Raw genomic sequence first — 25261 nt, forward strand, 5'->3', positions numbered from 1 at the left:
GGCAGCGACCGGCCCCAGCACATCACATTACGCACTCACCCCGTCACCGATCGTTGCGAATTCACCAAACGAAAACCATTTATCGGCCATGATTCCGGGCCGACGGGGACGAATCAGACGAGCCGCACCGGCTTCTCGGGGCGGACGCCGACCTCGGCGAGCCAGCTGCGCAGCGGGGCCGCGTCCCCGTCCTCCACCAGCGTGAGCACCGGATGGGACAGATCGGCGCGGCGGCGGCCGGCCACCAGGAGCGCCGGGCCGTCGAGCCAGTCCAGGCCGGGGGCCGCGCCCGCGGTGTCCACGGCGGCGCAGCAGACCATCGCGGTCACGTGGTCGGCCAGCAGCTCACGGCCGGTGCGGGGCGGCTGGAGCGGGAGCAGCGGCGCGAAGCCGTCGATCCAGGGGTCGCCGCCCGCGCCCTCCGCCGTACGGGCCTGGCGGGCCTGTGCGGTGGCCCGGTGGGCGGCGGCCTCCTCACGGGCCAGCTCCACGGTGAGCCGGGCCGCCAGATCCTCGCCGAGGCCGTCCGCGCCGGTGGCCGCGCCGTCGGGGGTGGTGGCGGTGAGCCGGTCCATGACCCGGGCCAGGGTCGGCGGGATGGGGGTGCCGGCGGGGGCCGGCGGCGGGCCGGAGGGATCCGTGCGCTCCTCCAGGACGCGGTGGAGGCGGGCCGCCTCCTGGCGCCATTTGCGGTCCACGACCTCTTCCGGATACTGCCCCCAGTCGACCGGGGACCAGTCCGGGCCGGGCTCCGGGGGGCCGCCGTGGAAGAGCCGCGCGGCCAGCAGCGAGGTGGCCTCGTCGATCAGGCCGGGCTCCTCCAGCAGATCGCAGGCGGGCCGCTCGCTGAGCCGGGAGGCGAACCCCTCGGCGAGCCGGTCCCGGCGGGACAGCTCGGTCAGCGCCGACACCACGCCCGCGTCCAGCCGGGACGGCCAGCGGCCCATCCGCCAGGCGGGCAGCGCGACCCGGGTCAGCAGCCGGTCCCAGCCCGCGTAGGCGAGGCCCACCTGCTCCTGGGCGACGATCCGCAGCCCGTAGTCGACGGCCTGGGCCCGCTCGGAGGCGGCCGCGGCGACCGCGCGCTCCATCTGGGCGGCGTGGTCCCGGCAGCCGCGCAGCAGCAGCCGGGCGATCCAGCCGACGAAGGCGAGGGCGGGGCGGCGGACGGCCCGGCCGAGCGGGCTGCCGGTGCCGCCGCCGCTCGCCGGGTCGTCGTCGCCGGACGCGGCGATGGCCACGGCGGCGTCCAGCCCGCGCACGAAGCGGCGGGCGGCGGCTATGTCCGGGTGGACGGAGGGGCCGGTGCCCGCCACCACGGGCGCGAGCAGCGCGCGCAGCTCGGCGACCCGCATCCACCACAGGAAGGGCGAGCCGATCACCAGGACCGGGGCCCGGGGGGCACGGCGCTCCTGCCGGTCCGCCCGGGAGCGGCCGCTTCCGAGACGGTCCGCCCGGTCCGTGGCCGACGGCCCCACGGTGTGCACCGCGCGGGACGCCCCGGGCGGGGGCCGGTCCTCGCCCGGGCGGCCTTCATGCGCCGGATGCGTGCGGTCCTCCAGCCAGCTGTCGCAGTCCGGGGTGAGCGCTATGGCGGAGGGCGCGGGCACCTCCAGCCGCTCCGCCAGGTCGCGGACCAGCCGGTACAGGTCCGGGGCCGTCTCCTCGGCGATGGGGACCGTGGGCGTCAGCGCCGGTTTCGCCCGGACGATCACGGCGGCCACCGCCGCCGCCAGCAGCAGGACCAGCAGGGCACCGCCGACCACCGCCCAGCGCAGCGCGGTCCAGCCCTCGTCGTGCGAACCGCCGCCGATGCGCCCGGTGGCGCCGCCCGCCAGCAGCACGACCGCCACCGCGGCCGGAAGGAGGGCGACCGCGAGCGCGGCGCCCCGGATACGCAGTACGGCGAGGGCACGGGCGCGTGCCGCCAGTGCTCCTGCTTCCGGACCTGCCACGGTTCTCATCACCCCCTCCTGTCCGGCCGGTGGTTGAACAGCGGACGACGGCGGCGTTCGTCTATCCCCCCCACTGTGGCACCGGCCGCCCGCTCCGCAATGCCGATGGGCCAGTTGCCGCACCTCGCCTGAGCGGCACAGTAGTTGGAGGGCGGGCGTGCGTCAGCAGGATGCGGAAGCCCTCACCCGATGGAATGGCCTTGAGCGGAACTGGGAACCCGGTCGGGCTCGGGTGGGGCCACCGCGCTCAGAGGGCGGGATCCGTGCGCTCAGACGCCGTCGGAGGCCGCCTTCGCCGCGATGTCGGTCCGGTGGTGTGAGCCGTCCAGCCCGATGCGGGACACCGCCCGGTACACCCGCTCCCGGGCCTTGGCCAGGTCGGAGCCGGACGCGGTGACGGACAGCACGCGGCCGCCCGCGCTCACCACGTCGCCGGACGCGCCGTCCCGCCGGGTGCCCGCGTGCAGCACGTACGCCGTGGGCCCGTCCTGCGCGGCCACCTCGTCCAGCCCGGTGATCGGGTCGCCGGTGCGCGGGGTGCCGGGGTAGTTGTGCGAGGCGATCACGACGGTCACCGCGGCGCCGTCGCTCCAGCGCAGCGGCGGCTCGGCGGCCAGCGCACCGGTCGCGGCGGCCTTCAGCAGCCCGGCCAGGGGGGTCTTCAGCCGGGCCAGCACGACCTGGGTCTCCGGGTCGCCGAAGCGCGCGTTGAACTCGATGACCCGTACCCCGCGCGAGGTGATCGCGAGCCCCGCGTACAGCAGCCCGGAGAAGGGCGTACCGCGGCGGCGCAGCTCGTCGACGGTGGGCTGGCAGACCGTGGCCACGATCTCGTCGACCAGGGCGGGGTCGGCCCAGGGCAGCGGGGAGTAGGCGCCCATGCCGCCGGTGTTCGGGCCCTCGTCGCCGTCGTACGCCCGCTTGAAGTCCTGGGCGGGCTGGAGCGGCACCACGGTCTCGCCGTCGGTCACCGCGAACAGCGACACCTCGGGGCCGTCCAGGAATTCCTCGATCACCACGCGTCCGCAGGCCAGCGCGTGCTCGCGGGCCGCCGCCAGGTCGCCGGTCACCACGACGCCCTTGCCCGCGGCGAGGCCGTCGTCCTTGACCACGTACGGCGGGCCGAAGGCGTCCAGGGCCTCGTCGACCTCGGCGGGGGTGGTGCAGACGTAGGCGCGGGCGGTGGGCACACCGGCCGAGGCCATGACGTCCTTCGCGAACGCCTTCGACCCCTCCAGCCGCGCCGCCTCGGCGGACGGCCCGAAGGCCGGGATGCCCCGGGCGCGCACGGCGTCGGCGACGCCCGCGACGAGCGGCGCCTCCGGGCCGACGACCACCAGCTCGGCCTCCAGCGCGGCGGCCAGGTCGGCGACGGCGGCGCCGTCGAGGACGTCGACGGCGTGCAGCTCGGCGACCTCCGCGATGCCGGCGTTGCCGGGCGCGCAGTGCAGGGCGGTGACGTGGGGATCGAGGGAGAGGGAGCGGCACAGGGCGTGTTCGCGGGCGCCGCCGCCGATGACGAGGACCTTCACGGTAGGCACCCTACGGCCTCCCCCGTCCGGGCGGCCCGGCCGGGTCGGAGGGCGGGACGGGCGGGTCAGGACGCGGGGCGGGGCGGGCGGGCACTCTTTCGGGTGAGCGGGAATGGGGCCCTATATCCGATGTCCACCACTTACGGGCGGAATACCCGTGATCGTGGCCGCGTGGCCAGCCGTTCGGCGGTAGGAATGGTCGTCGCGCGCCAGCCGCGCGCCAGGAGCAACGCCGCCGCAGAGGGAGCGCACGGGTGAGTCAGCCGGAGATGCAGCCCGAGGAACTCCCTCGGCAGGAGGGTGCGAGGAGCGGGCCGGCGCGGGAGGACCTGATCGGCCGGCCGTTCCCGCACGGCGACTGGGGGGAGCCCGCCGAGCGCCTGGACGAGCTGTACCGGTGGGTCGAGGAGGGCGCGCTGCGGGTGGGCGACTGGTACCTCGTCGACCGGCTGTGGAAGCGGCGGGCCGCCCGGGCGCTGCGGGCGGGGGCCGCGGCGGGGGCGGTGACGGGCGCCGTGCTGCCGCTGCTGGAGCTGAACGGGGTGCTGGGCGCCGGGGCCGGGTGGGGCGCGCTGGCGCTGCTGCTGGCCGTGGCGTGCGTGGGCTGCGACCGGTATTTCGGGCTGACGTCCGGCTGGATGCGGGACGTGGCCACGGCGCAGGCCGTGCAGCGGCGGCTGGAGTCGCTGCAGTTCGACTGGGCGTCGGAGAGCGTCCGGGAGGTGCTGGGCCCGACGGAGGGCACCGCGTCCGAGGCGGTGGAGCGGTGTCTGGCGGTGCTGCGGCGGTTCTGCGAGGACGTCTCGGAGCTGGTGCGGACGGAGACCGCGGGCTGGATGGTGGACTTCGGCTCGGGGTCGGCGCCGATGTTCACCCATTCGCTGTTCACCCGGTCACTGGTGGCCCAGGGCTCCCGCCCGGACAGCGGGAGCCCCGCGCACCGCTTTCCGCTGCCGCCGGGCAGCACCCGGCCCAATATGCCGCGGCAGCGTCCTCCCGAGCCGCCCCGCTGAGGCCGGGCGGCTCAGCTGAAGAGGATCATCGAGCCCTGGCTCAGGCTGCGGGTCGCGGCCGCGTGCAGCCCCAGCCAGACATGGCGCTCGCGGGCGAACGGACTGTCCTCGTACGGTCCGGGCGCGGCCGGTTCCTCCAGGCTGGTCGGCCGGGCGGGGGGCGTGGGGGCGGCCGGGGGGTTGCCCGGGTCGATGCCGAGCGCCGGGGCGACGGCCTCCAGTTCGCGCAGCAGCCCGTGACTGGACCCCAGAGGGCCGCCGCCCTCCATGAGTTCGTCGTTGGACAGCGGGGAGGGGAAGTCGACGGGGACGTAGGCGCCCGCGTGGTCGTAGTGCCACACCAGGTGCGACTGCTGGGCCGTGGGCTCGAACATCTCCAGCAACTGCTCGTAGTCCCCGCCGAGTTCGTCGACCGGGGCGACCTCGAGGCCGCACAGCTGCAGCAGGTAGGCGCGGCGCAGGAAGTGGAGCGCGTCGTAGTCGAATCCCGCTACCGGGGCGACGTCCCCGGACAGGCCCGGCATATAGCCGAGGACGGGCACCGGCGGCAGACCGGCCTCACCCAGTGCCTTGTCGTAGGTTGCGATCTCGTCGGCGAAGGGATTGTCGGGGCTGTGGCACAGCACATCGACGAGGGGGACCAGCCAGAGGTCACAGGCCACGCGATCTCACTCTCGTATCCGTATGGTCGCTGGTCGCTTCAGCGTAGTGCCCCGGGTACGCGACGCGAAGAGCGCCAACGGCGGCTCTCACCCCCGGGGGTTGTCTCAGGGGGTGCCGGTCACCAACCGCTCGATCAGCGCACGGAAGTGCGCGTTGTACGCCGATATGAGCCGCTCGGAGGCCGTGGGATCACCACGGGTGACGGCCGTGGTCAGCTCGCAGTGGCCCGCCCACAGCTCGCCGCGCAGATCGGGGACCCGGCGCAGATAGGGCACGGTGAAGACCCAGGTCTGCATCCGCAGCCGCTGCAGGAAGTCGGTGATGTACGGGTTGCCGACCAGCCCGCAGATCTCGCGCCAGAAGCGCAGATCGTAGCCGATGAGGATGTCGAGGTCGCCGGCGCGGGCAGCCCGCTCGGCGGCCTCCGCCCGGCGCCGCACCGACGCCAGGGACTGCGGGTTCATGGTGCTCAGCGTCTGCTCGACGGCACGCCGGAACAGCCCCTCGACGACCATGTTGCGGGCGTCGACCATGTGCCGGAAGTCCTTGATGGTGAACTCGTGGACCTTGAAGCCCCGGTGTTCCTCGACGTCCAGCAACCCCTGGGAGCACAGGTCGAGCAGGGCCTCGCGAACCGGGGTCGCGGAGACGCCGTAGTGGTCGGCCATCTCCTTGACGGTGAACTGCCGCCCCGCCGGCAGTCTGCCCGCGAGCACCTCGTCACACAGCGCGTCGGCGATCTGCTGCCGCAGGGTGTTCCGCTTGACCGGGCTGGTGCCGGGCACGGGCATCGAGGACCGTCTCCTTCCGCGGCCGTCGTGTCATGTCATCCGGAAGCGGACGGCCCTCGCATCACGATATGCGAGGGCCGTTGCGCAAAGTACGCAGAGTCAGGTGGTGGTCTACACCGGACGCCTATATGTGGCTATGGGGCGTGAAGAGGACGTGACGTATCGGTGAGGACGCGGCTACGCGGTGTGGGCGTCCGCCGCGTTCAGCGCCTCGTCCAGAATCGCCAGCCCCTCCTTGGCCTCGGACTCGGTGACCGTGCAGGGCGGCACCACGTGCGTGCGGTTCATGTTCACGAACGGCCACAGCCCGCCGCGCTTGCAGGCGGCCGCGAAGTCGGCCATGGGCTGATTGGCCGGGCCGCTCGCGTTGTACGGGACGAGCGGTTCGCGCGTCTCCTTGTCCTTGACCAGATCGAGCGCCCAGAAGACGCCCAGACCGCGCACCTCGCCGACCGACGGGTGGCGCTCGGCGATCTCCCGCAGGGCCGGGCCGATCACGTTCTCCCCGATCGCGGCCGCGTTCTCCACGATGCCCTCCTCCGCCATCGCGTTGATGGTGGCGATGGCCGAGGCGCAGGCGAGCGGGTGCCCGGAGTAGGTGAGGCCGCCCGGGTAGGGCCGCTGGTCGAAGGTGGCGGCGATCTCGGCCGAGATGGCGACGCCGCCGAGCGGCACATAGCCGGAGTTGACGCCCTTGGCGAAGGTCAGCAGGTCCGGGGTGACGCCGAAGTGGTCGGCCGCGAACCAGTGGCCGGTGCGGCCGAAGCCCGCCATCACCTCGTCCAGGATGAAGACGATCCCGTACCGGTCGCAGATCTCCCGGACCCCGGCCAGATAGCCGGGCGGCGGCACCATGATCCCGGCGGTGCCGGGGATGGTCTCCAGGATGATCGCGGCGATGCCGGACGGGCCCTCGTACGCGATGGTGTCCTCCAGGTGACGCAGCGCGCGCTCGCACTCCTGCGCCTCGTTCTCGGCGTGGAACGGCGAGCGGTAGAGGAACGGCGCCCAGAAGTGCACGACACCGGCGGATGCGGTGTCGGAGGGCCAGCGGCGCGGGTCGCCGGTCAGGTTGATCGCGGCGGCGGTGGCACCGTGGTACGAGCGGTAGGCGGACAGCACCTTGGAGCGGCCGGTGTGCAGCCGGGCCATGCGGACCGCGTTCTCGACCGCCTCGGCGCCTCCGTTGGTGAAGAAGATCTTGTCCAGGTCGCCGGGGGTGCGCTCGGCGACCAGCCGCGCCGCCTCGGACCGTACGTCGACGGCGAAGCCCGGCGCGATCGTGCACATCTTCGCCGCCTGCTCCTGGATCGCGGCGACGACCTTGGGGTGCTGGTGGCCGATGTTGGTGTTGACCAGCTGGCAGCTGAAGTCGAGGTAGCGGTTGCCCTCGTAGTCCCAGAAGTACGAGCCGTCGGCGCCCGCGATCGCGAGCGGGTCGATCAGCCCCTGCGCGGACCAGGAGTGGAAGACGTGGGCGCGGTCGGCAGCCTTGACGGCGGCGCCGGCGGCGGGATCGGGGCTGGGGTGCGTGGGCTGCACGGACACGTTCGCTACCTCGGATCGCTCGCGGGTCTGGGGTGCCCCCAGCGTACGGAGCCCCCGGACCGGCCGCACACCGCCAAGGTGTACGGCTTCGGCCCGGTGACCCGGCAGTGTGTCGGGGGGCGCGGTGCGCCGGTGGGCCCTCGTGTCCGCGGGGCGCGCATACGGAACCGGTAACGGATCGCCCGCGTCGTCCACTTCACTCCCAGCCGCCCTTATTCTCTCCTGGGGGCTGATCAGGGGGATCAGGGAAGGGACGTTCGTCAGCATGGAAGACCTGGGGGCGGAAGACCCACGCTGGATCGGCGAGTACCGACTGCTCAGGCGGCTGGGCGCAGGCGGCATGGGCCGGGTGTTCCTGGCGTACTCGGCGCGGGGCCGTACGGTCGCGGTGAAGCTCGTACAGACCGAACTCGCGCAGCAAGCGGAATTCCGGCGGCGGTTCACCCAGGAAGTGCGGGCGGCCCAGCGGGTGGGCGGCGAATGGACCGCCCCCGTGCTCGACGCGGACACCGAGGCCGCCACCCCGTGGGTCGCCACCGGGTACATCGCCGGGCCCTCGCTGCACTCCATCGTCGCCGAGTCCGGTCCCCTGCCCGAGCGGACCGTGCGCATCCTCGGCAACGGCCTCACCCGCGCCCTGCGGTCCATCCACGGCGCCGGTCTCGTCCACCGGGACCTCAAGCCCTCCAACGTCCTCATCACCATCGACGGCCCGCGCGTCATCGACTTCGGCATCGCCCGCGCCCTGGAGACCGTCACCGACGGCATCCTCACGCGCAGCGGCGCCGTCGTCGGCTCACCGGGCTTCATGTCGCCCGAGCAGGTGCGCGGCGAACGCGTCACCCCCGCCAGCGACGTCTTCTGCCTCGGCTCGGTGCTCGCCTTCGCCGCCACCGGCCGCCAGCCCTTCGGCACCGCCGACAGCGGTGTGCACGCGGTGATGTACCGCATCGCCCAGGAGGATCCCGACCTGACCGGGCTGCCGGAGGGGCTGCGCGAGCTGGTCACCGACTGCCTGCGGAAGACCCCGGAGGAACGCCCCGGCCTGGACGCGCTGCTGGACCGCACCGCCGGTCCGGAGGGCGAGGCGGGCGCGGACGCCGAACCCTGGCTGCCGGGCGGCCTCGTCGCCCAACTCGGCCGCCACGCGGTGCAGCTGCTCGACGTGGAGACGCCCGCGTCCCCGGTACGGCCCGCGGTGCCCGCCCCGCCGCCGCTCCCGCCGACGGCGGGCGCCGTCCCGCCGCCGCCACCGGGGCCGCCGTCGGCCACGTCGTACCCCCTGGCCCCGCCCCCGCCCAGCACCCCGCCCAGCAGCCCGCCCCCGGCGGCCACCCCGCCACGGCCCCCGTCCGCCCCGCCACGGACGGCGGAGGGGCGGGAGGAGGCGCCGGACGCTCCGGCGACGGGTCCCGGCCAGGACGCAGCCCCGGCCGCGGGGCCGCCGCAGAGCGGGCAGCCGGGACCGGGGTCGCCGCAGGGAGAGCCGCAGGGCGCGGGCCCGTACGCCGCCGCAGGCCCGGCCGCAGGCCCGCAGGGCGAGGCGCAGGCCGCCGCCGGGGCGCACGCCGCGAGGTCGCAGGCCGCCGGGTCGCCGCAGGCCACGCCGCCGCAGGCCACGCCGCCGCAGGGCGGGCCGCAGGGCGCCGGGCCGTACGGGGCCGGGTCGCCGCAGGGCGCGCCGCAGGCGTTCGGGCCGCCCGAGGTCACGTCGTTCGGGCCGCCCACGACACCCGGCGGCCCCGGCGGCCCCGGCGGCCCCAGTGGCCCGAACGCCCCCGGGGCGCCGGAGCCCCGGCAGCGGGGGCGGCGTAAGACGGTCGTCGTCGCGTCGGCCGCGCTGGCCACGTTGCTCATCGCCGGGGCGGCGGCCGTCGCCGTGGTCAAGTCCAACGACGACAAGGGCGAGCAGGCCACCGACTACGACAAGGCGACCCACACCGCGCCCGCCGCGGGCCCGGCGAAGTCGAAGGCGCCCGGCGGGGGTTCGGGGTCGCCGGGGCCGTCGTCCACCGCGCTGGGCTCGACCGGGGACGTGCCGCAGAGCTATCTGGGCGCCTGGGAGGGCGAGATCAAGCAGGACGGCGACGCCACCGGCAAGATCCGCCGGATCGTCCTCTCCCAGGGCGCGGTCGGCTCGTCGGTGGCGGACACGATGATGTCCGAGCCGGACAAGTTCTGCCGGAGTTCGGCGACCCTCAAGTCGGCGGACAGCCTGCTGGTGATCGAGGACGAGGACGTGTCGGTCAGCGTCCCGGACGAGGCGTGCGGCGCCGTCGGGGAGCAGACCCTGCGGCTGGGGGACGACGGCTCGCTCGCGTGGAGCACCACCGACGGCTCCGCGGAGGCGACGCTGCGCCCCTCGAAGACCGGGGACGCGCCCGTACCGGCCGTCTACGAGGGCACGTGGCTGGCCAAGGACGCGTTCGGGGAGAAGGGCGCCACCCGGAAACTGACGATCAGTCAGGGCGCGATCGGCACCGCGGTGGCCGAGCAGATCGGCGACAGCAGCAAGTACCACTGCGAGGGCAAGCGGATGCTGGCCTCGGTCGGAAAGGGCCTGGTGCTGAGCCCCGTCAAGATCACGAAGGCCACTCCGGAGGATCTGTGCGAATCGGGAACCTCGCTTACTTTCACGGCGTCTGGAAAGGACAAGCTGCGCGTCGTGTATGAAGATCCCGACAGCTTCAGCGATGAGACCATGACCCAGACCTTCACCCGTCTGGACTGATCGGCCGATCGGCGTACGGGGACCATCGGCACACGGACAGGAGCCACACCGCGATGGAGAACCTCGGGGCCCAGGACCCGCGGTGGATCGGCGAGTACCAACTGCTCGGCAGGCTCGGCGAGGGCGGAATGGGCAAGGTGTACCTCGCCCGTTCGGCCCGTGGCCGTACCGTCGCCGTGAAGCTGGTGCAGGCCGAACTCGCCCGGCAACCGGATTTCCGGGGCCGCTTCGAGCGTGAGGTGGAGGCGGCGAGACGGGTGGGCGGCCAGTGGACCGCGCCCGTGCTCGACGCCGACACCGAGGCCGCCGTGCCCTGGGTGGCCACGGGGTACATCGGTGGACCGTCCCTGCACGAGGTGGTGGCCGAGGGCTTCGGGGCGCTGCCCGAGCAGTCGGTGCGGGTCCTGGCGCACGGCCTGTCGCTGGCGCTGCGCGACATCCACGGCGCGGGGCTGATCCACCGCGATCTCAAGCCGTCCAACATCCTGATCACGATCGACGGCCCGCGGGTCATCGACTTCGGCATCGCCCGCGCCCTGGACGCGGTGGGCGGCGGGAACAGCAATCTGACGGTGACGGGCGCGGTCGTCGGCTCGCCGGGGTTCATGTCGCCGGAGCAGGTGCGCGGCGAGACGGTGACCGTGGCGAGCGATGTGTTCTGCCTGGGGTCGGTGCTCGCGTTCGCGGCCACCGGGCGGCAGCCGTTCGGCCGGGTGGACAGCGGCATACACGCCCTGATATACCGAATAGCCCAGGAGGAACCCGATCTGGACGGGCTGCCCGAGGGGCTGCTGAGCCTGGTGAGCGCCTGTCTGAGCAAGGACCCCACGCAGCGGCCCTCGGTGCCGGACCTCATCGCGTACACCGAGGCGGCCGCGCCCGATCCCGCCGAGCCGTGGCTGCCCGGCGGGCTGCTGGCCCGGCTCGGCCGGGACGCGCTGCAGCTGCTGGAGGCCGAGAACCCGTACCAGCAGGCGACGGCCCCGGCGCCCGCCCCGCAGCAGAGCGCCTACGCCACTCCCCGGACCCCGTCCGCGTACGCCGCTCCCCAGACGCCTTCCGCCTACGCCGCTCCGAGCGGCCCGGCGGCGTCCGGGTACCCGATGGCCGGGGCCGCGGGGCCCATGGCGCAGCAGCCGGGCGGGCCGTGGGCGCGGCAGGGCGGCGGCTACCAGGCACCGGCCGTTCCGCCGGAGCAGGCCGGGAAGGTGCGCTCGGTGCGTGCGCTGGGGAACGCCCTGGTGGGCGTGTTCAGTCTGTGGATGCTGCTGACGATCAGCGATCTGTATCTGCGGATGTCGCAGTTCGGCGCGCTCCGCGACCTGGCCGACGACGAGGGATCCGCCGCCGCGGTCGGCCGCAGGGCGGCGGCGATCAGCTCGCTGGACGGCGCGCTGGGCACGTGCGTGATCGCGCTCATCGTGCTGTGGCTGGTGTGGTTCCGGCGTACGTACATCAACGCCACGGTGCTGTCCCCCGGCCGGTTGCGGTTCGGCAGTGGCTACGCCGTCGGGGCGTGGTTCATCCCGGTCGCGATGCTGTGGATCCCCAAGCAGATCGCGAACGACGTCTGGACCGGCAGCACTCCCCCGGGCCCCGGCCGGAGGTCCCGCGCGGCGCTGCACTGGTGGTGGATGTTCTTCGTGATGATGTGCTTCTCCGCCCCGTTCGCCGGTCTGCTGGAGGCCAGCGTCGAGAGCAAGAACGAGGACCGGCGGATCGGGGTCGCCGGCCACATCGCGGACGACGTCGTCTCGCTGCTGGCCGCGGCGCTGGCCGTCGTCGTGGTGGTGAAGCTGACCGGGATGCAGGAGAGGCGGCGGGCGGCGCGGCGGCAGCAACCGCCGGTGCCCGCCGGTGTCTTCGGCCCGCCCGTGGCGTGATACGACGACGGCCCGCACAGGGTGTGCGGGCCGCGGTCGCGGTCCCCGGACCGGGCTCAGAGGAACGAGTTGATCTGGATCGTCTCGTCGCGGCCCGGGCCGACGCCGATCGCCGAGATGGGCGCGCCGGACATGTCCTCCAGCGCCTGCACATACTTCTGCGCGTTCTTGGGCAGGTCGTCGAAGGTCTTGGCCTGGGTGATGTCCTCCGACCAGCCCGGCAGCGTCTCGTAGATCGGCTTGGCGTGGTGGAAGTCGGTCTGGCTGTACGGCAGTTCCTCGACCCGCTTGCCGTCGATCTCGTACGCCACGCACACCGGGATCCGCTCCCAGCCGGTGAGCACGTCGAGCTTGGTGAGGAAGAAGTCGGTGAGCCCGTTGACCCGGGTCGCGTAGCGCGCGATGACCGCGTCGAACCAGCCGCAGCGCCGGTCGCGGCCGGTGGTGACACCGCGCTCGCCGCCGATGGTGCGCAGCTTCTCGCCGTCCTCGTCCAGCAGCTCGGTCGGGAAGGGGCCCGCGCCGACGCGCGTGGTGTAGGCCTTGAGGATCCCGATCACCCGGCTGATCTTCGTCGGCCCGACGCCGGTACCGGTGCAGGCACCGCCCGCGGTCGGGTTGGAGGAGGTGACGAAGGGGTACGTGCCGTGGTCGACGTCGAGCAGGGTGCCCTGGCCGCCTTCGAAGAGCACGACCTGGCCCTGGTCGACGGCGTTGTTGAGGATCAGGGTGGTGTCGGCGACGTAGCCGCCGAGCTGGTCCGCGTACCCCAGCAGCTCCTCGACCACCTGGTCCACGGCGATGGCGCGGCGGTTGTAGAGCTTGGCGAGCACCTGGTTCTTGAAGTCGAGCGCGGCCTCGACCTTCTGCCGCAGGATCGACTCGTCGAAGATGTCCTGGACCCGGATGCCGACGCGGTTGATCTTGTCGGCGTAGGACGGGCCGATGCCACGGCCGGTGGTGCCGATCTTCCGCTTCCCGAGGAAGCGTTCCGTCACCTTGTCGATGGTGGTGTGATACGGCGTGATCAGGTGGGCGTTACCACTGATCAGCAGCTTGGACGTGTCGACGCCGCGCTCGTTCAGCCCGCTCAGCTCGGAGAGCAGGACCGCGGGGTCGATGACGACGCCGTTGCCGATGACGGGGGTGCATCCGGGCGAGAGGATGCCGGACGGGAGCAGGTGGAGGGCGTACTTCTGGTCGCCGACCACCACCGTGTGGCCCGCGTTGTTGCCGCCCTGGTAGCGGACCACGTAGTCAACCGAACCACCGAGCAGGTCGGTGGCCTTTCCCTTGCCCTCGTCACCCCACTGAGCACCGAGCAGCACAAGTGCGGGCACAGGCGTACACCCCTTCCGGGCGGGGCATGTCCAACGTGCGTGGTGGCGTGCGTCACCACAAGAGCCGTCGAACCGGTGCCCCGGATAGACGAAGCCCCTGGCGCAACAGCGACAGGGGCTCTTGCACCGAGAGATTACCTGAGGAAGGACCGAGGTGTCGGCTCCAGACCCCTGGCACTCTCCGCCGGACACCGTCCGGGGGCGCCGCCTGCTCATGGTCATCGACCCCACCGCCCGGCGAACGGACGGGGAGTCGGTGCGCATCGCGAAAGATGTGCTGTGTGCGGGCGCGCAGACGAAAATCTGCCTGCCGGACGGCCCCGAGGAAGTCGAGCGGGCGCTGGCCCGGCGCGGCGGCCGGCGGCCCGTGGTGGTGGGCGACGACCGGGCCCTGCTGCGGGTCGTGGAGATGCTGCACCGGCAGCGCGAGCTGGCGGACGCGGCGCTGTCGGTCGTGCCCGTCGGCGGGGCGGCCGCGGTCGCCCTCGCCCACGCCCTCGGCGTGCCGACGGACGCGGTCGCGGCGGCGCGCACGGTGCTCGACGGCGCCGCCAGCCCGCGTGACCTGCTGGTGGACGAGAGCGGCGGGGTGGTCCTCGGCGGCTTGCGCATCCCCGGCGACGGCGCGGCCGGTACGGCGCCACCGGGCCCGGCCGGGCCGTACGGACCGGCCGGCGCCCCCGGTACGGGGCCGGGCGGCGCGGACGGCGGCGTGAGCGGTGGCGGCGCGGGCGGCGAGGCGGCGGGCGGCTGCGACTGCGGCTGCGATCCGTACGCCGGGGACCCGGGCGCGGCCGGGCCGGGCGGCGGGTCCGGGCCCGGCGGCGAGGCCGGTCCGGGGCGTACGGGCGGCTGCGCGGCGGACGGCCACCACCCCTGGTGGACCCCGGCGGCGCGCACCGCGCGGACGGCGCTGACCCTGCTGTCGCTGCCGGTCACCGGGCTCGGCGCGGGCGGCCGGGGGCGCCGGGCGCAGCCGCCGCCGCAGCGGCTGCGGGTCGAGGCGGACGGGGTGCTGCTGACCGATCTGGACCGGCGGGTCGAGGGGGTCTCGGTGTCGACGGCGGCACCGGGCGGCGGGCTGGCCGAGGTGGTGGTCCATCCGCACGCGGGCGACGGCGCCGAGGAGCCGGTGCGGGCGCGGGCCCGCGCCGTGACCGTCTCCGGCCAGGACTTCCGCTACCACTCGGACGCGCTGGTCCGCGGCCCGGTGCGCAGCCGGACCTGGACGGTGCTCGCCGGGGCGTGGAACCTGACCCTGCCGCACCACCGGTGACCGGCCGGCGGACCAGAGTGATCGTTACTGCTCCTCGGCTCCGCCGCGCGCAGCCTGGTAAGCGCGCCAGCGATCCAGCATCGTGTGCAGTTCGCCCTGCATGAACTCGAAGAACTCGGCGGTCTCGGACACCCGCTGCCCGGCCGGGGTGTCCGGGCCGAGGATCTTCGCCCCGTCCCGCATGGTGGACTCCCACCGCACGAGTATCTGGTCGCGGCGGGACAGCGACTCGTACCAGTTCGCGTTGCAGAGCCGGTAGCGCTCGCGCCGGGAGCCCGGTTCCCGCTCCCGCGCGACCAGGTCGACCTGGGCAAGGTAGCGGATGGCGCCGGAGACGGCGGCCGGGCTGATCCGGAGCTGCTCGGCGAGTTCGGCGGAGGTGAGCGCGCCGGAGTCGGAGGCGAGCAGCGCGGCGAAGACGCGGGCGCCCATCCGCTGCATCCCGGCCTCGACGAGGTCGGCCGCGAACCGCTCGACGAACCGGGACACCGCCTCGCCGTCACGTGCGTCCTGTGCTTGGTCATGCGCTTGTCCGTGCGCTTGTCCGTGCGCTTGGTCATGCGCTTGGTCGTGCGCGCGGCCCGGTTCGATCAACTCGCTCACCGGCTCATCATCTCCCCTCTCCGTCAGATCATCATAAGTTAATACAGTTCCTTAACTTCACAAATTTGTGAAAGTAGCGTAGCTTCACCCCCATGACGACGGCAATCTCCGTGTCCGGCCTGCACAAGTCCTTCGGCCGGACCCATGCGTTGGACGGCCTCGACCTCGAAGTCGAAACGGGCGAGGTCCATGGCTTCCTCGGGCCCAACGGCGCCGGGAAGTCCACCAGCATCCGGGTCCTCCTCGGACTGCTGCGCGCCGACTCCGGTGCGGTCCAGCTCCTCGGCAAGGACCCCTGGCACGATGCGGTCGACCTCCACCAGCACATCGCGTACGTCCCCGGAGACGTCACCCTGTGGCGCAGCCTGAGCGGTGGCGAGGTCATCGACCTGTACGGGCGGCTCCGCGGCGGGCTGGACCAGACCCGGCGCAAGCGGCTGCTGGAGCGGTTCGAGCTGGACCCGACCAAGAAGGGCCACACCTACTCCAAGGGCAACCGCCAGAAGGTCGCGCTGGTCGCCGCCTTCGCCTCCGAGGTCGAGCTGCTGATCCTCGACGAGCCGACCTCCGGGCTCGACCCGCTGATGGAGGAGATCTTCCGCGAGTGCGTGGCCGAGGAGCGCGACCGCGGGCGCACCGTGCTGCTCTCCAGCCACATCCTCAGCGAGGTCGAGGCGCTGTGCGACCGGGTCAGCATCATCCGCAAGGGCCGGCGGGTCGAGTCCGGCTCGCTCGCCGAGCTGCGCCATCTGACGCGTACGTCGGTGACCGCGGAGCTGGCCGCCCCGCCCAGCGGGCTGTCCGGCCTGCCCGGCGTCCACGGCCTCGACGTCCAGGACCGGCAGGTCAGCCTCCAGGTCGACGCCGACAACCTGGACGCCGTGCTGCGCCGGCTCACCGAGGCGGGGGTGCGCAGCCTCACCTCCACCCCGCCCACCCTGGAAGAGCTGTTCCTGCGCCACTACCAGGACGACATCACCCGCACCGGCACCGGCACGGAAGAGGCGATCGCCCGATGACCGCCGTAGCCGACGCCCGGGTCACCGGCCGGGCCCGGGGCTCGTCCCGCGATCTGACCGGCACCGGCACCCTGCTGCGGCTCGCGCTGCGCCGCGACCGGATCATGATGCCGGTGTGGGTGCTGTGCCTCGGGCTGACCGCCTCCAGCACCGTCACCCGCCTCGACAGCGCCTACGACACCCCCGCCCGACGCTCCCAGCTCGTCCAGGACATGAACGGCAACGGGGCGACCCGCGCGCTGTTCGGCACCGCCTTCGGCGACTCGCTCGGCGCGCTCACCGTCTGGCGGGTGGGCGCCTTCCTCGCGGTGTTCGCCGCGATCATGAGCCTGCTCATCGTCATCCGGCACACCCGCGAGGAGGAAGAGACCGGCCGCCAGGAGGCGCTGTCCTCGTGCGTGGTCGGCCGCCGCGCGGGCCTCACCGCGGCCCTGCTCACCGTGGCCATCGCCAACGCCGCCGTCACCCTGCTCATCGCGGGCGGCCTCGCGGGCCAGGGCGGCAGCGGGGCGGTCGCCCTGGGGCTGGCCGTCGGCCTGTCCGGGATGGCCTTCGGCGGTCTGGCCGCCGTCGCCGCCCAGCTCACCGAGAGCGCGCGGCTCGCCCGGGGGCTCTCCTCGGCCGCCGTCGGCGTGGCGTTCGTGCTGCGCATGGCGGGCGACGCCGCCGAGGACGGCTCCAAGGGCTCCGGTCATCTGCTGGTCTGGCTCTCGCCGCTGGGCTGGGCCGAGTACGCCCGGCCGTTCGCGGCCGAGCGCTGGTGGCCCCTGCTGCTGATCGCGGTGCTGGCCGCCGCGTCCATCTCCCTCGCGTACACCCTCGCGGGCCGCCGCGACGTCGGCGCCAGCTTCTACGCGACCCGCCCCGGACCGCCCGCCGCGGGCCCGTTCCTGCGCGGCGTCTTCGGCCTGGCCTGGCGCCTCCAGCGCGGCGCCCTGGCCGGCTGGGCCGCCGGGTTCGTCTTCGCGGGCGCCCTCTTCGGCGCCATCTCGGACGGCGCGGACGGCTTCCTCGGCGACAGCGACCAGACCCGCGAGATCATCGAGCGCATGGGTGGCGCCCAGGGCCTCAACGACGCCTTCCTGGCCGCCATGGTCGGCGTCCTCGGCACCATCCTCACCGTCTACACCGCCGGTTCCGTGCTGCGGCTGCGCAGCGAGGAGACCGAACAGCGGGCCGAACCGCTGCTGTCCAACGCCGTCAGCCGGGTCCGCTGGGCCGCCAGCCACCTGGTCATCGCCTACCTCGGCCCGGTCGCCGTGCTCGCCGTCGGCGGTCTCGCGCTGGGCCTGGGCTACGGACTGGCGGCGGGCGACGTGGGCGGGGCGCTGCCGCGCGTCCTGGGCGCCGCCCTCTCCCAGACCCCGGCGGTGTGGCTGATCACCAGCCTGACGGTCCTGATCGTCGGGGCGCTGCCGACGTACTCGGCCGCCGCCTGGGGCCTGGTCGGCTGGGTCGCCGCCCTCGGCTGGATGGGCCCGGCGCTCAAGGTGCCGCAGTCCGTCATGAACACCTCGCCGTTCAGCCATCTGCCGAAGCTGCCCGGTGCGCACGTCACCGCGGCGCCGTATCTGTGGATGGTGCTGCTCTCGGCCGTCCTGACCGCCGGAGGACTGGTGGCCCTGCGCCGCCGCGACATCGGCGGCTGACCGTCACCGCTCTCGGCGCCGGGCCCGCCCCCCCCTGTGGCGGTCCCGGCGCCGAGCCATGTGCGGCTGCGGCTGCGGCCACCAGACCTCGGACGTCAGACCTCCACCAGCAGCTCCGTCAGCCCGCGGATCACATACCCCGGCTGCCACTCCGGCTCCCGGACCAGCCGCAGCCCCGGGGCGGCGCGCAGCAGCGCGCCGAAGGACGCGGCGAGTTCGATGCGGGCCAGCGGGGCGCCCAGGCAGTAGTGGATCCCGGCGCCGAAGCTGAGGTGGGAGTTGTCGGCGCGGCCGAGGTCGAGGGTGTCGGGCCGCTCGAAGCGGGCCGGGTCGCGGTTGGCCGAACCGAAGAGCAGGGCGACCTCGTTGCCGCGCGGGATGAGGGTGTCGCCCACCCGGATGTCCTCCAGGACCCAGCGCTCGAACAGCTGCAGCGGGGTGTCGTAGCGCAGCAGCTCGTCCACGGCGGTGGACAACAGCGCGTCCGGGGCGGCCCGCAGCCGGGCCAGCTGCTCGGGGTGGCGGAAGAGCGTCCACCAGCCGTTGCCGGTGGTGTTGACGGTGGCCTCGTGGCCCGCGTTCAGCAGCAGCACACACGTGGAGACCATCTCCTGCTCGGAGAGCCGGTCCCCCTCGTCGTGCGCGGCGATCAGCGCGCTGATCAGGTCCTCACCCGAAGCCTCGCGGCGGGCGGCGATCAGCCCGCGCAGATACTCCGAGAACTCCTCCGACGCCCGCACCGCGCGGCGAGCCGTCTCCTCGCCCGGGTTCAGCTCGAACATCCCGCAGATGTCCGCCGACCAGGGGCGCAGCGCCGGGCGGTCGGCGGGCGGAATGCCCAGCATCTCGGCGATGACCTCGACCGGCAGCGGTTCGGCGACCGCCGCGATGAGATCGCCGCCGCCGGAAGCCACGAACGACTCCACCAGCCCGGACGCCAGCCGCCGGATCGTCGGCACCAGCGCCTGGACCGTGCGCGGCGTGAACGCCTTGGAGACCAGCCGCCGCAGCCGGGTGTGGTCCGGCGCCTCCAGGTCCAGCATGCCGTTGCCGTTGAGGGTGTAAAACGGCTCGTGCTCGGGGGGCGGGGCGGTGCGGCCGAACTCCTCGTGGGTGAAGCGGTGCAGATACGTACGCCCCAGCCGCCGGTCGGTCAGCAGGGCGCGCACATCCTCGTAGTGCGGGATCAGCCACTGGCGCGAGGGCTCGAACCAGTGCGCCCGGCCCTGCTCGCGCAGGCTCGCGTAGGCCGGGTAGGGGTCGGCGACGAACGACGGTTGCCACGGGTCGAAGGCAGGGGCTGCGCTGCTCATGACCGGACCGTATCTCCGGACCGGCCCCTCCTGAAGAGACCTTTGGTCTGTTGCCGCCAGGGTTCAGCCGCCGGTGCCGCCGGGGGTCACGATCCGCGCTTCGTAGGCGAAGACGGCGGCCTGGGTGCGGTCCCGCAGCCCGAGCTTCACCAGGATCCGGCTCACATGGGTCTTCACCGTCGACTCGGCCACCACCAGCTGCTCCGCGATCTCCGCGTTGGACCGGCCCTGCGCGACCAGCACCAGCACCTCGTTCTCCCGCTCGGTCAGCTCCTCCAGCCGCTCCTGCGGACCCGGCCGCCACCCACCGGGCAGGGCGTCGAGCCCGCTGCCCTGGGAGAACGTCGCGATGAGCCGCTTGGTGACGGTCGGCGCCAGCAGCGCCTCCCCCGCCGCCACCACCCGCACCGCCTCGCCGAGCTGCCGGGCCGAGGCGTCCTTGAGCAGGAAGCCGCTCGCCCCGGCGCGGAGCGCCTGGTAGACGTACTCGTCGAGGTCGAAGGTGGTCAGCACCAGGACCTTGGCGTCGGCGTCCGCCGCCACGATCTCCCGCGTGGCCTCCAGCCCGTTCAGCACCGGCATCCGGATGTCCATCAGGACCACATCCGGGCGCAGCGCCGTGACCTGGGCGATCGCCTCGCGCCCGTCGACCGCCTCGCCGACGACCTCGATGTCCGGCTGGGCGCCCAGCAGCACGGAGAAGCCCTCGCGGACCATCATCTGGTCGTCGACGATCAGCACGCGGATGGCGGGGGCGGGGGCGGGCGCGGTGTCGTGCGTCATCCGCCCTGCTCCGTCTCGGCGGCCTTCTCCAGAGCGGCCTTCCCCAGAGGGACCGTCTCCAGAGGGACCGTCTCCGGAGCCGGCGCCTCCGGGACCGGGATGAAGACGGTGACCTCGTAGCCGCCGTCCTCCTCCCGCTCCCCGGCCCGTATCTCCCCGTCCAGCATCGTGACCCGCTCCCGCATCCCGAGCAGCCCCTGGCCCATGCCCGGCGAGGGCGACACCGCCTTGGTGGGCGGCCCGTTGACGACGCGCAGCCCGAGGCCGCCGAGCACGTACGACACCTCGACCCGCGCGGTCGACCCCGGGGCGTGGCGCAGCGCGTTGCTCAGCGCCTCCTGCACGATGCGGTACGCGGACAGCTCCACGCCCTGCGGCAACGGGCGCACCGCGCCCGTCGTGATGTGCTCGACCGCCAGGCCCGCCGCCCTGACGCCCAGGAAGAGGCTGTCGAGCGTGGCCAGCGTGGGCTGGGGCGCCTCGGGGCCGGCGTCGGGGTAGCCGTCGGACGCGTCCGCCCGCACCACCCCGAGGACGCGGCGCAGCTCGGTGAGGGCGATCACCGCGTTCTCCCGGATGGTCGCGAAGCTCCTGGTCAGCTCCTCGGGCGGGTTCTCCACCCGGTACGGGGCCGCCTCCGCCTGAATGGCGATGACGGACATGTGGTGCGCGACGACGTCGTGCAGCTCCCGCGCGATGGTCGCGCGCTCCTCCAAGGTGGTGCGGCGGGAACGCTCCTCGACCGTCGCCGACTCCTGCACCGCTATCGCCCGCTTGCTCTCGCGCAGGCTGCGCCCGGTGACGACGGCGCAGAGCACCAGCCCGGAGACGAGCACCATCCGGAAGGAGTCCGCGCCGTACATGTCGTGGTCGTAATGCTCGACCACACCCCCGAGAAGGGCCGTGATCAGCCATATCTCGGCGGCCACCCGGGGGCGCGACCGGGCCGCGACCACCGCCATCACCAGGATGTGCGAGGTGAACATCGGAATGGGCCACGGCCAGCCCATCCCCAGCTCCAGAGGCAGCAGCCCCATTCCCGTCACGATGCTCGCCGCGAACGACAGCCACCAGGCCCCGACCGGCCGGAACAGCGTCAGAAGCAGCGGCACCCCGCTCAGCAGGGCCAGCACCGGGCCCGCCTCATCAGGCACGATGAAGACCGACTGGGCCATGACGTAGAACGCGCAGGCCGTGAGCGCGGCATGCGGCAGCCAGGCCACGTAGTGCCGGACCCGCTCCGGGGTCCGGCGCATCAGCGGATTGCCCGAACTCAGCGGCGGCAGGGGGCGGATGGCGAACGCGTCCTGGAACAGGTCCTGCCGCAGGCCGGTCAGCGCACTGCGGGCGATGCGGAGTTCGGTCCGCGGAATCGTCTGGGTCACGCCTCACACCGTAGGGAGCGGGCGGTCCCGCCGTCGTCCCCACCGATGGTGATTGTCCGGCGTCCCTCTCAAGTACTACGCGCGCTACGCGTCCTACGCGTCCTACGCGTCCTACGCGGTGAGCCGGGCGATCTCGTCGGCGACCGTGCGGGCGGCGGCGGTGACCGGGTCGATCAGCGGGAAGTGCCCGACAGCGGCGATGCGCACCACCCGCGGCGGCTGCCCGGCGACCGCCCCGGCCGCCGCGAAGGAATCCGCGACCTGCGGCGGAACGTCGACGTCCGTGCCGCCCTGCACGAGGACCGTGGGAACGCCGGTCGGCAGCAGCCCGGCGGGGTCGGCGAACGGCAGCCGCGCGGCGAGCCGGTCACCGAGCAGTTCGTCGACGGCGTCCGAGCACACCCGCAGCGCGCGGGCGGCGCGGAGATCCGCGATCGGCGCGAGCGCGACGACGCCACGGAGCCGGGGCGGCGCGGCCAGATGCCACCGGGTGTGCGGCGGCAGGCGGTGCCGCGCCGCCGCCCACAACGCGGCGTGCCCGCCCGCGGAGTGCCCGGCGAGCACGACCCGATCGACGTCGGCCACCCCGCCGAGCCCCGATGCGCGCACCAGCCGCGGCACCCGGTCGACGACGGCGGCGATGTCGTCGAACGTCTCCGGCCACCGTCCCGCCAGGTGCTTCGCCCCCGGCGGGTGCTCACCGCCGGGCTCGGCGGCGCCGCGGCGGTATTCGGGGAGGGCCACCGCGAAGCCGCGCTCCGCCAGGTGGGCGGCGAACGGGGAGAGGTGGTGGCGGTCGTAGGGGGCGCGCCAGGCGCCGCCGTGGAAGAGGACGACCAGCGGGGCGGGGCCCGACGGATCGCGGGGCAGGTGGAAGTCCACCACCTGGTCCGGGTGTTCGCCGTACGCGGCCGTCGTGTCCGGCGCCACCGGGGCGTGGCCGAACAGGGACGCCTCCTCGGCGGCCGCGTCGGGGCGCATCGGTCAGCCCACCTCGCCCAGGACGTCGGCCAGTACCCGCGCCGCCCGCTCCACCTCGGCGAATCCGGTGTACAGCGGGGTGAAGCCGAAGCGCAGCACATCGGGGCGGCGGAAGTCGCCGACGACGCCGCGCCGCACCAGTTCGGCCATCGCCGGGCCCGCGTCCGCGCAGCGCAGCGCGACCTGGCTGCCGCGCTCCGCGTGGGCGGCCGGGGTGACGGACTCGACGCGGCCCGCCGGTACGTACCGCTGGACGCAGCGCAGGAAGAAGTCCGTCAGGGCCAGGCTCTTGGCTCGTACGGCCTCCACGGGGACGTCGTCCCACACCTCCAGCGCGGCCTCCAGCGCGAGCATGGAGAGGATGTCGGGCGTGCCGACGCGGCCGCGGGCCGCGCCGTCGGCGGGGGTGTAGCCGGGGTCCATGCCGAAGGGGTCGGCGTGGGAGTTCCAGCCGGGCAGCGGGGAGTCGAAGCGCGGCTGGTGCTCCCGCGCCACGTACAGATACGCGGGCGAACCGGGCCCCCCGTTGAGGTACTTGTACGTGCAGCCGACCGCGAGGTCGACCCCGTGCGCGTCGAGCCCCACCGGCAGCGCGCCCGCGCTGTGGCACAGGTCCCACACGACGAGGGCCCCGGCCGCGTGCACGGCGGCCGTCGTGCCGGGCAGGTCGTGGAGGCGGCCGGTCCGGTAGTCGACGTGGTTGACGAGCGCGACGGCGGTGCGCGCCCCGACCGCGTTCGGTACGTCGCCCGCCGCCACCGGCCGCACGGTGCAGCCGGTCATGCGGGCGGCGGATTCGGCGATGTAGCCGTCGGTGGGGAAGGTGGCCTCGTCCACCACGATCTGGTCGCGGTGGGCGCCGCGCTCCTGGGCGATGCGTACCGCGGCGACGACCGCCTTGAAGACGTTCACGCTGGTCGAGTCGCCGACCACCACCTGGCCGGGGGCGGCGCCGACGATCCGTCCCACCCGGTCGCCGATCCGCTCGGGGGCGGTCCACCAGCCGCTCTCCTCCCAGGAGCGGATGCGCAGCTGTCCCCATTCGCGGGCCACGACATCGGCCAGCCGGTCGGGGACGGCGCGGGGCAGCGCGCCGAGCGAATTGCCGTCGAGATAGACGACGTCGTCGAGGGCGAAGGCGTCACGCCGGTCGCGGAGTTCATCGGCCGCGTCGAGCGCCGCGGCCTCGCCGGTGAGTTCCGTGGCGTCCGTGGGGAGCGTCGCGTCAGACATGGCTGCGCGCCGTCCACAGCTCGGGGAAGACGTTCTTCGTGGCCCGCTTCTCCAGCCAGGCGACCCCGGCGGAGCCGCCGGTCCCGGTCTTGGCGCCCATCGCCCGCCGGGTGGCCACCAGATGGTCGTTGCGCCAGCGCCACACCAGCTCGGCGACCTCGGTCAGCGCCTCGCCGAGCCGGATCGGCTCGTCCTCGCGCGGGCCGGAGTAGATCTCCTGCCACACCCGCTCCACCCCGGGGTCCGGTTCGTACCGGCGGGCGGGGTCGCGGTCCAGTACGGCGGCGGGGACGGCGTGGCCACGGCGGGCCAGGAAGCGCAGCACCTCGTCGTACAGGCTGGGCTCGGTCAGCGCCTTCTCCAGCTCCGCGTACTCGCGCGGCGCCCCCCGGTGCGGGACCAGCATGGACGCCGACTTCTCGCCGAGCAGGAACTCCAGCCGCCGGTACATCGCGGACTGGAACCCGGAGCCGTCGCCGAGCGCGGAGCGGTACGCGTTGAACTGGCCGGGCGTGAGGTGCGCGAGCGGCTTCCAGGACGCGTTCAGGGACTCCAGCTCGTAGGTCGAGCGCCGCAGGGCCTCCAGCGCGGTGGGCAGGTCGTCCTCGCGCAGCGCCTGCGCGGCGGTGTGCCACTCGTGGACGATGACGGTGAACCACAGCTCCATGACCTGGGTGGTGACCAGGAAGACCATCTCGCCGGGGTCGTCGGAGAGCGGGTGCTGGAGGTGGGTGAGGACGGACGCCCGGACGTAGTCCTCGTACGGGGTCGTGCCCTGGAAGTCCAGATGGGGAGCCTCGGGCTCGCCGTCGGACGTGATGGCGTCCTCACGGACGGCTTCATCGGGGGCGGTTTTCGGGGCAGGCTGCTGCGACATCGCATCTCCTGTGTACTGCTCGCCACCGGGTAGCGGTCCGCCCCATCCCTTCGGTCTCGGAGCCCCGGTCCCCTCAGGGGCCACCCGTGTGGTCCCTGCCCGCATCATGCGTCCCGCGCGCGCCGCCCGCAAGTGCGTGCGGCACGTTCACGGCGACGCGAGACGGGCCCACCGGTGCGAATCGCCCCGGCGGGCGCGTCTCGGCATCAGCCCCCGAAGGGGTCAGGACAGCGTGTCCGCCGCGGTCGGGGAGCTCTCGCGCAGGAACGTCGAGCAGCGCTCGTACTCCTCCTGCTCACCGATGGACTGCGCGGCACGGGCGAGTGCGTGCAGGGCGCGCAGGAAGCCGCGGTTGGGCTCGTGCTCGAAGGGCACGGGACCGTGGCCCTTCCAGCCGCTGCGCCGCAGCGCGTCCAGTCCGCGGTGGTAGCCGGTGCGGGCGTACGCGTACGACTCGACCACCCGGCCGTTCTCGAACGCCTCGTCCGCGAGCTGGGCCCAGGCGAGCGAGGAGGCCGGGTACTTCGCGGCGACCTCGGAGGGAGCCGCGCCGGACGCGAGCAGTTCCCGGGGCTCGGGGTCGTCGGGCAGATGGGTCGGGGGCGGTCCCCCGAGCAGGTTCTCGTGAATGGCCATGGGTTCCAGTCTGCCGGACCACCCGCCCCGCCCGCCGCCCCACACCCGGC

Annotated in this window: 20 protein-coding genes; 6 read left to right on the forward strand and 14 right to left on the reverse strand. The window is 73.8% G+C overall.

Features of this window, described 5'->3' with window-relative positions; genetic code table 11:
* Positions 1–113 precede the first annotated feature (113 nt).
* Positions 114–1964, reverse strand: coding sequence for a hypothetical protein (locus ASC60_RS00550; protein WP_055545566.1), 1851 nt, complete (start codon positions 1962–1964; stop codon positions 114–116).
* A gap of 260 nt (positions 1965–2224) precedes the next feature.
* Positions 2225–3487, reverse strand: coding sequence for a phosphoribosylamine--glycine ligase (gene purD / locus ASC60_RS00555; protein ID WP_055545568.1), 1263 nt, complete (start codon positions 3485–3487; stop codon positions 2225–2227).
* A gap of 254 nt (positions 3488–3741) precedes the next feature.
* Here purD and ASC60_RS00560 point away from each other — a divergent pair, with 254 nt between their 5' ends.
* The gene (locus tag ASC60_RS00560) at positions 3742–4500 is read left to right on the forward strand and encodes an SLATT domain-containing protein (RefSeq protein WP_055545569.1); all 759 of its coding nucleotides are present in this window, start codon (positions 3742–3744) and stop codon (positions 4498–4500) included.
* Between the two features lie 11 nt (positions 4501–4511).
* Here ASC60_RS00560 and ASC60_RS00565 read toward each other — a convergent pair whose 3' ends face one another.
* The 3 genes from ASC60_RS00565 to ASC60_RS00575 form a co-directional block, all read right to left on the reverse strand.
* A complete protein-coding gene (locus ASC60_RS00565; protein ID WP_055545571.1) occupies positions 4512–5162 on the reverse strand; it encodes a hypothetical protein in 651 nt (216 codons plus the stop codon).
* A gap of 105 nt (positions 5163–5267) precedes the next feature.
* Positions 5268–5954: a GntR family transcriptional regulator gene (locus ASC60_RS00570; RefSeq protein ID WP_055545573.1), complete on the reverse strand. Its 687-nt coding sequence runs from the start codon at positions 5952–5954 to the stop codon at positions 5268–5270.
* Positions 5955–6131: 177 nt separating this feature from the next.
* Positions 6132–7502 (reverse strand): aspartate aminotransferase family protein, encoded by a 1371-nt coding sequence (locus tag ASC60_RS00575; RefSeq protein WP_055545575.1) that lies wholly within the window; start codon positions 7500–7502, stop codon positions 6132–6134.
* 265 nt (positions 7503–7767) lie between these two features.
* Here ASC60_RS00575 and ASC60_RS41975 point away from each other — a divergent pair, with 265 nt between their 5' ends.
* Together ASC60_RS41975 and ASC60_RS00585 are read left to right on the forward strand one after the other, a co-directional pair.
* Positions 7768–10233, forward strand: a complete 2466-nt coding sequence (locus tag ASC60_RS41975; RefSeq protein WP_055545577.1) for a serine/threonine-protein kinase — start codon at positions 7768–7770, stop codon at positions 10231–10233.
* A 53-nt stretch (positions 10234–10286) separates the two neighbouring features.
* Positions 10287–12116 carry a DUF4328 domain-containing protein gene (locus ASC60_RS00585; RefSeq protein ID WP_055545579.1) on the forward strand — a complete coding sequence of 610 codons (1830 nt, stop codon included), beginning with the start codon at positions 10287–10289 and terminating at the stop codon, positions 12114–12116.
* A 56-nt stretch (positions 12117–12172) separates the two neighbouring features.
* On the opposite strand, the gene ASC60_RS00590 is transcribed toward ASC60_RS00585, so the two are convergent.
* The gene (locus tag ASC60_RS00590) at positions 12173–13456 is read right to left on the reverse strand and encodes an adenylosuccinate synthase (protein ID WP_055545581.1); all 1284 of its coding nucleotides are present in this window, start codon (positions 13454–13456) and stop codon (positions 12173–12175) included.
* A 214-nt stretch (positions 13457–13670) separates the two neighbouring features.
* On the opposite strand from ASC60_RS00590, the gene ASC60_RS00595 reads away from it, so the two are divergent.
* Positions 13671–14732, forward strand: coding sequence for a hypothetical protein (locus ASC60_RS00595; protein ID WP_055545583.1), 1062 nt, complete (start codon positions 13671–13673; stop codon positions 14730–14732).
* A 24-nt stretch (positions 14733–14756) separates the two neighbouring features.
* Here the strand turns inward: ASC60_RS00595 and ASC60_RS00600 are convergent, their stop codons facing one another.
* Positions 14757–15221, reverse strand: a complete 465-nt coding sequence (locus tag ASC60_RS00600; protein WP_055545585.1) for a GbsR/MarR family transcriptional regulator — start codon at positions 15219–15221, stop codon at positions 14757–14759.
* Between the two features lie 206 nt (positions 15222–15427).
* On the opposite strand from ASC60_RS00600, the gene ASC60_RS00605 reads away from it, so the two are divergent.
* Both ASC60_RS00605 and ASC60_RS00610 read left to right on the forward strand, forming a co-directional pair.
* Positions 15428–16354 (forward strand): ABC transporter ATP-binding protein, encoded by a 927-nt coding sequence (locus ASC60_RS00605; RefSeq protein ID WP_055545587.1) that lies wholly within the window; start codon positions 15428–15430, stop codon positions 16352–16354.
* Complete coding sequence (locus ASC60_RS00610; protein ID WP_055545589.1) at positions 16351–18003, forward strand: ABC transporter permease; 1653 nt, start codon at positions 16351–16353, stop codon at positions 18001–18003. Before ASC60_RS00605 ends, ASC60_RS00610 begins: the two co-directional genes overlap by 4 nt.
* A 95-nt stretch (positions 18004–18098) precedes the next feature.
* Here the strand turns inward: ASC60_RS00610 and ASC60_RS00615 are convergent, their stop codons facing one another.
* The 7 genes from ASC60_RS00615 to ASC60_RS00645 form a co-directional block, all read right to left on the reverse strand.
* Positions 18099–19316: a cytochrome P450 gene (locus ASC60_RS00615; protein ID WP_055545591.1), complete on the reverse strand. Its 1218-nt coding sequence runs from the start codon at positions 19314–19316 to the stop codon at positions 18099–18101.
* A gap of 63 nt (positions 19317–19379) precedes the next feature.
* A complete protein-coding gene (locus tag ASC60_RS00620) occupies positions 19380–20099 on the reverse strand; it encodes a response regulator transcription factor (protein ID WP_055545594.1) in 720 nt (239 codons plus the stop codon).
* On the reverse strand, positions 20096–21484 hold the full coding sequence (locus ASC60_RS00625; protein ID WP_055545596.1) for a sensor histidine kinase: 1389 nt from the start codon (positions 21482–21484) through the stop codon (positions 20096–20098). The genes ASC60_RS00620 and ASC60_RS00625 overlap by 4 nt, the downstream gene beginning before the upstream one ends.
* Before the next feature lie 111 nt (positions 21485–21595).
* A complete protein-coding gene (locus ASC60_RS00630; RefSeq protein WP_055545598.1) occupies positions 21596–22465 on the reverse strand; it encodes an alpha/beta hydrolase in 870 nt (289 codons plus the stop codon).
* Positions 22466–22468: 3 nt separating this feature from the next.
* Positions 22469–23698, reverse strand: a complete 1230-nt coding sequence (gene kynU, locus ASC60_RS00635) for a kynureninase (protein ID WP_055545600.1) — start codon at positions 23696–23698, stop codon at positions 22469–22471.
* Positions 23691–24575 (reverse strand): tryptophan 2,3-dioxygenase family protein, encoded by an 885-nt coding sequence (locus ASC60_RS00640; protein ID WP_234356727.1) that lies wholly within the window; start codon positions 24573–24575, stop codon positions 23691–23693. The genes kynU and ASC60_RS00640 overlap by 8 nt, the downstream gene beginning before the upstream one ends.
* Before the next feature lie 222 nt (positions 24576–24797).
* Entirely contained in the window at positions 24798–25211 is a 414-nt protein-coding gene (locus ASC60_RS00645; RefSeq protein WP_055545602.1) for a DUF3151 domain-containing protein, read from the reverse strand.
* Positions 25212–25261 lie beyond the last annotated feature (50 nt).

It is taken from the genome of Streptomyces sp. NBRC 110028 (assembly GCF_001417735.1).
Lineage (GTDB): Bacteria > Actinomycetota > Actinomycetes > Streptomycetales > Streptomycetaceae > Streptomyces.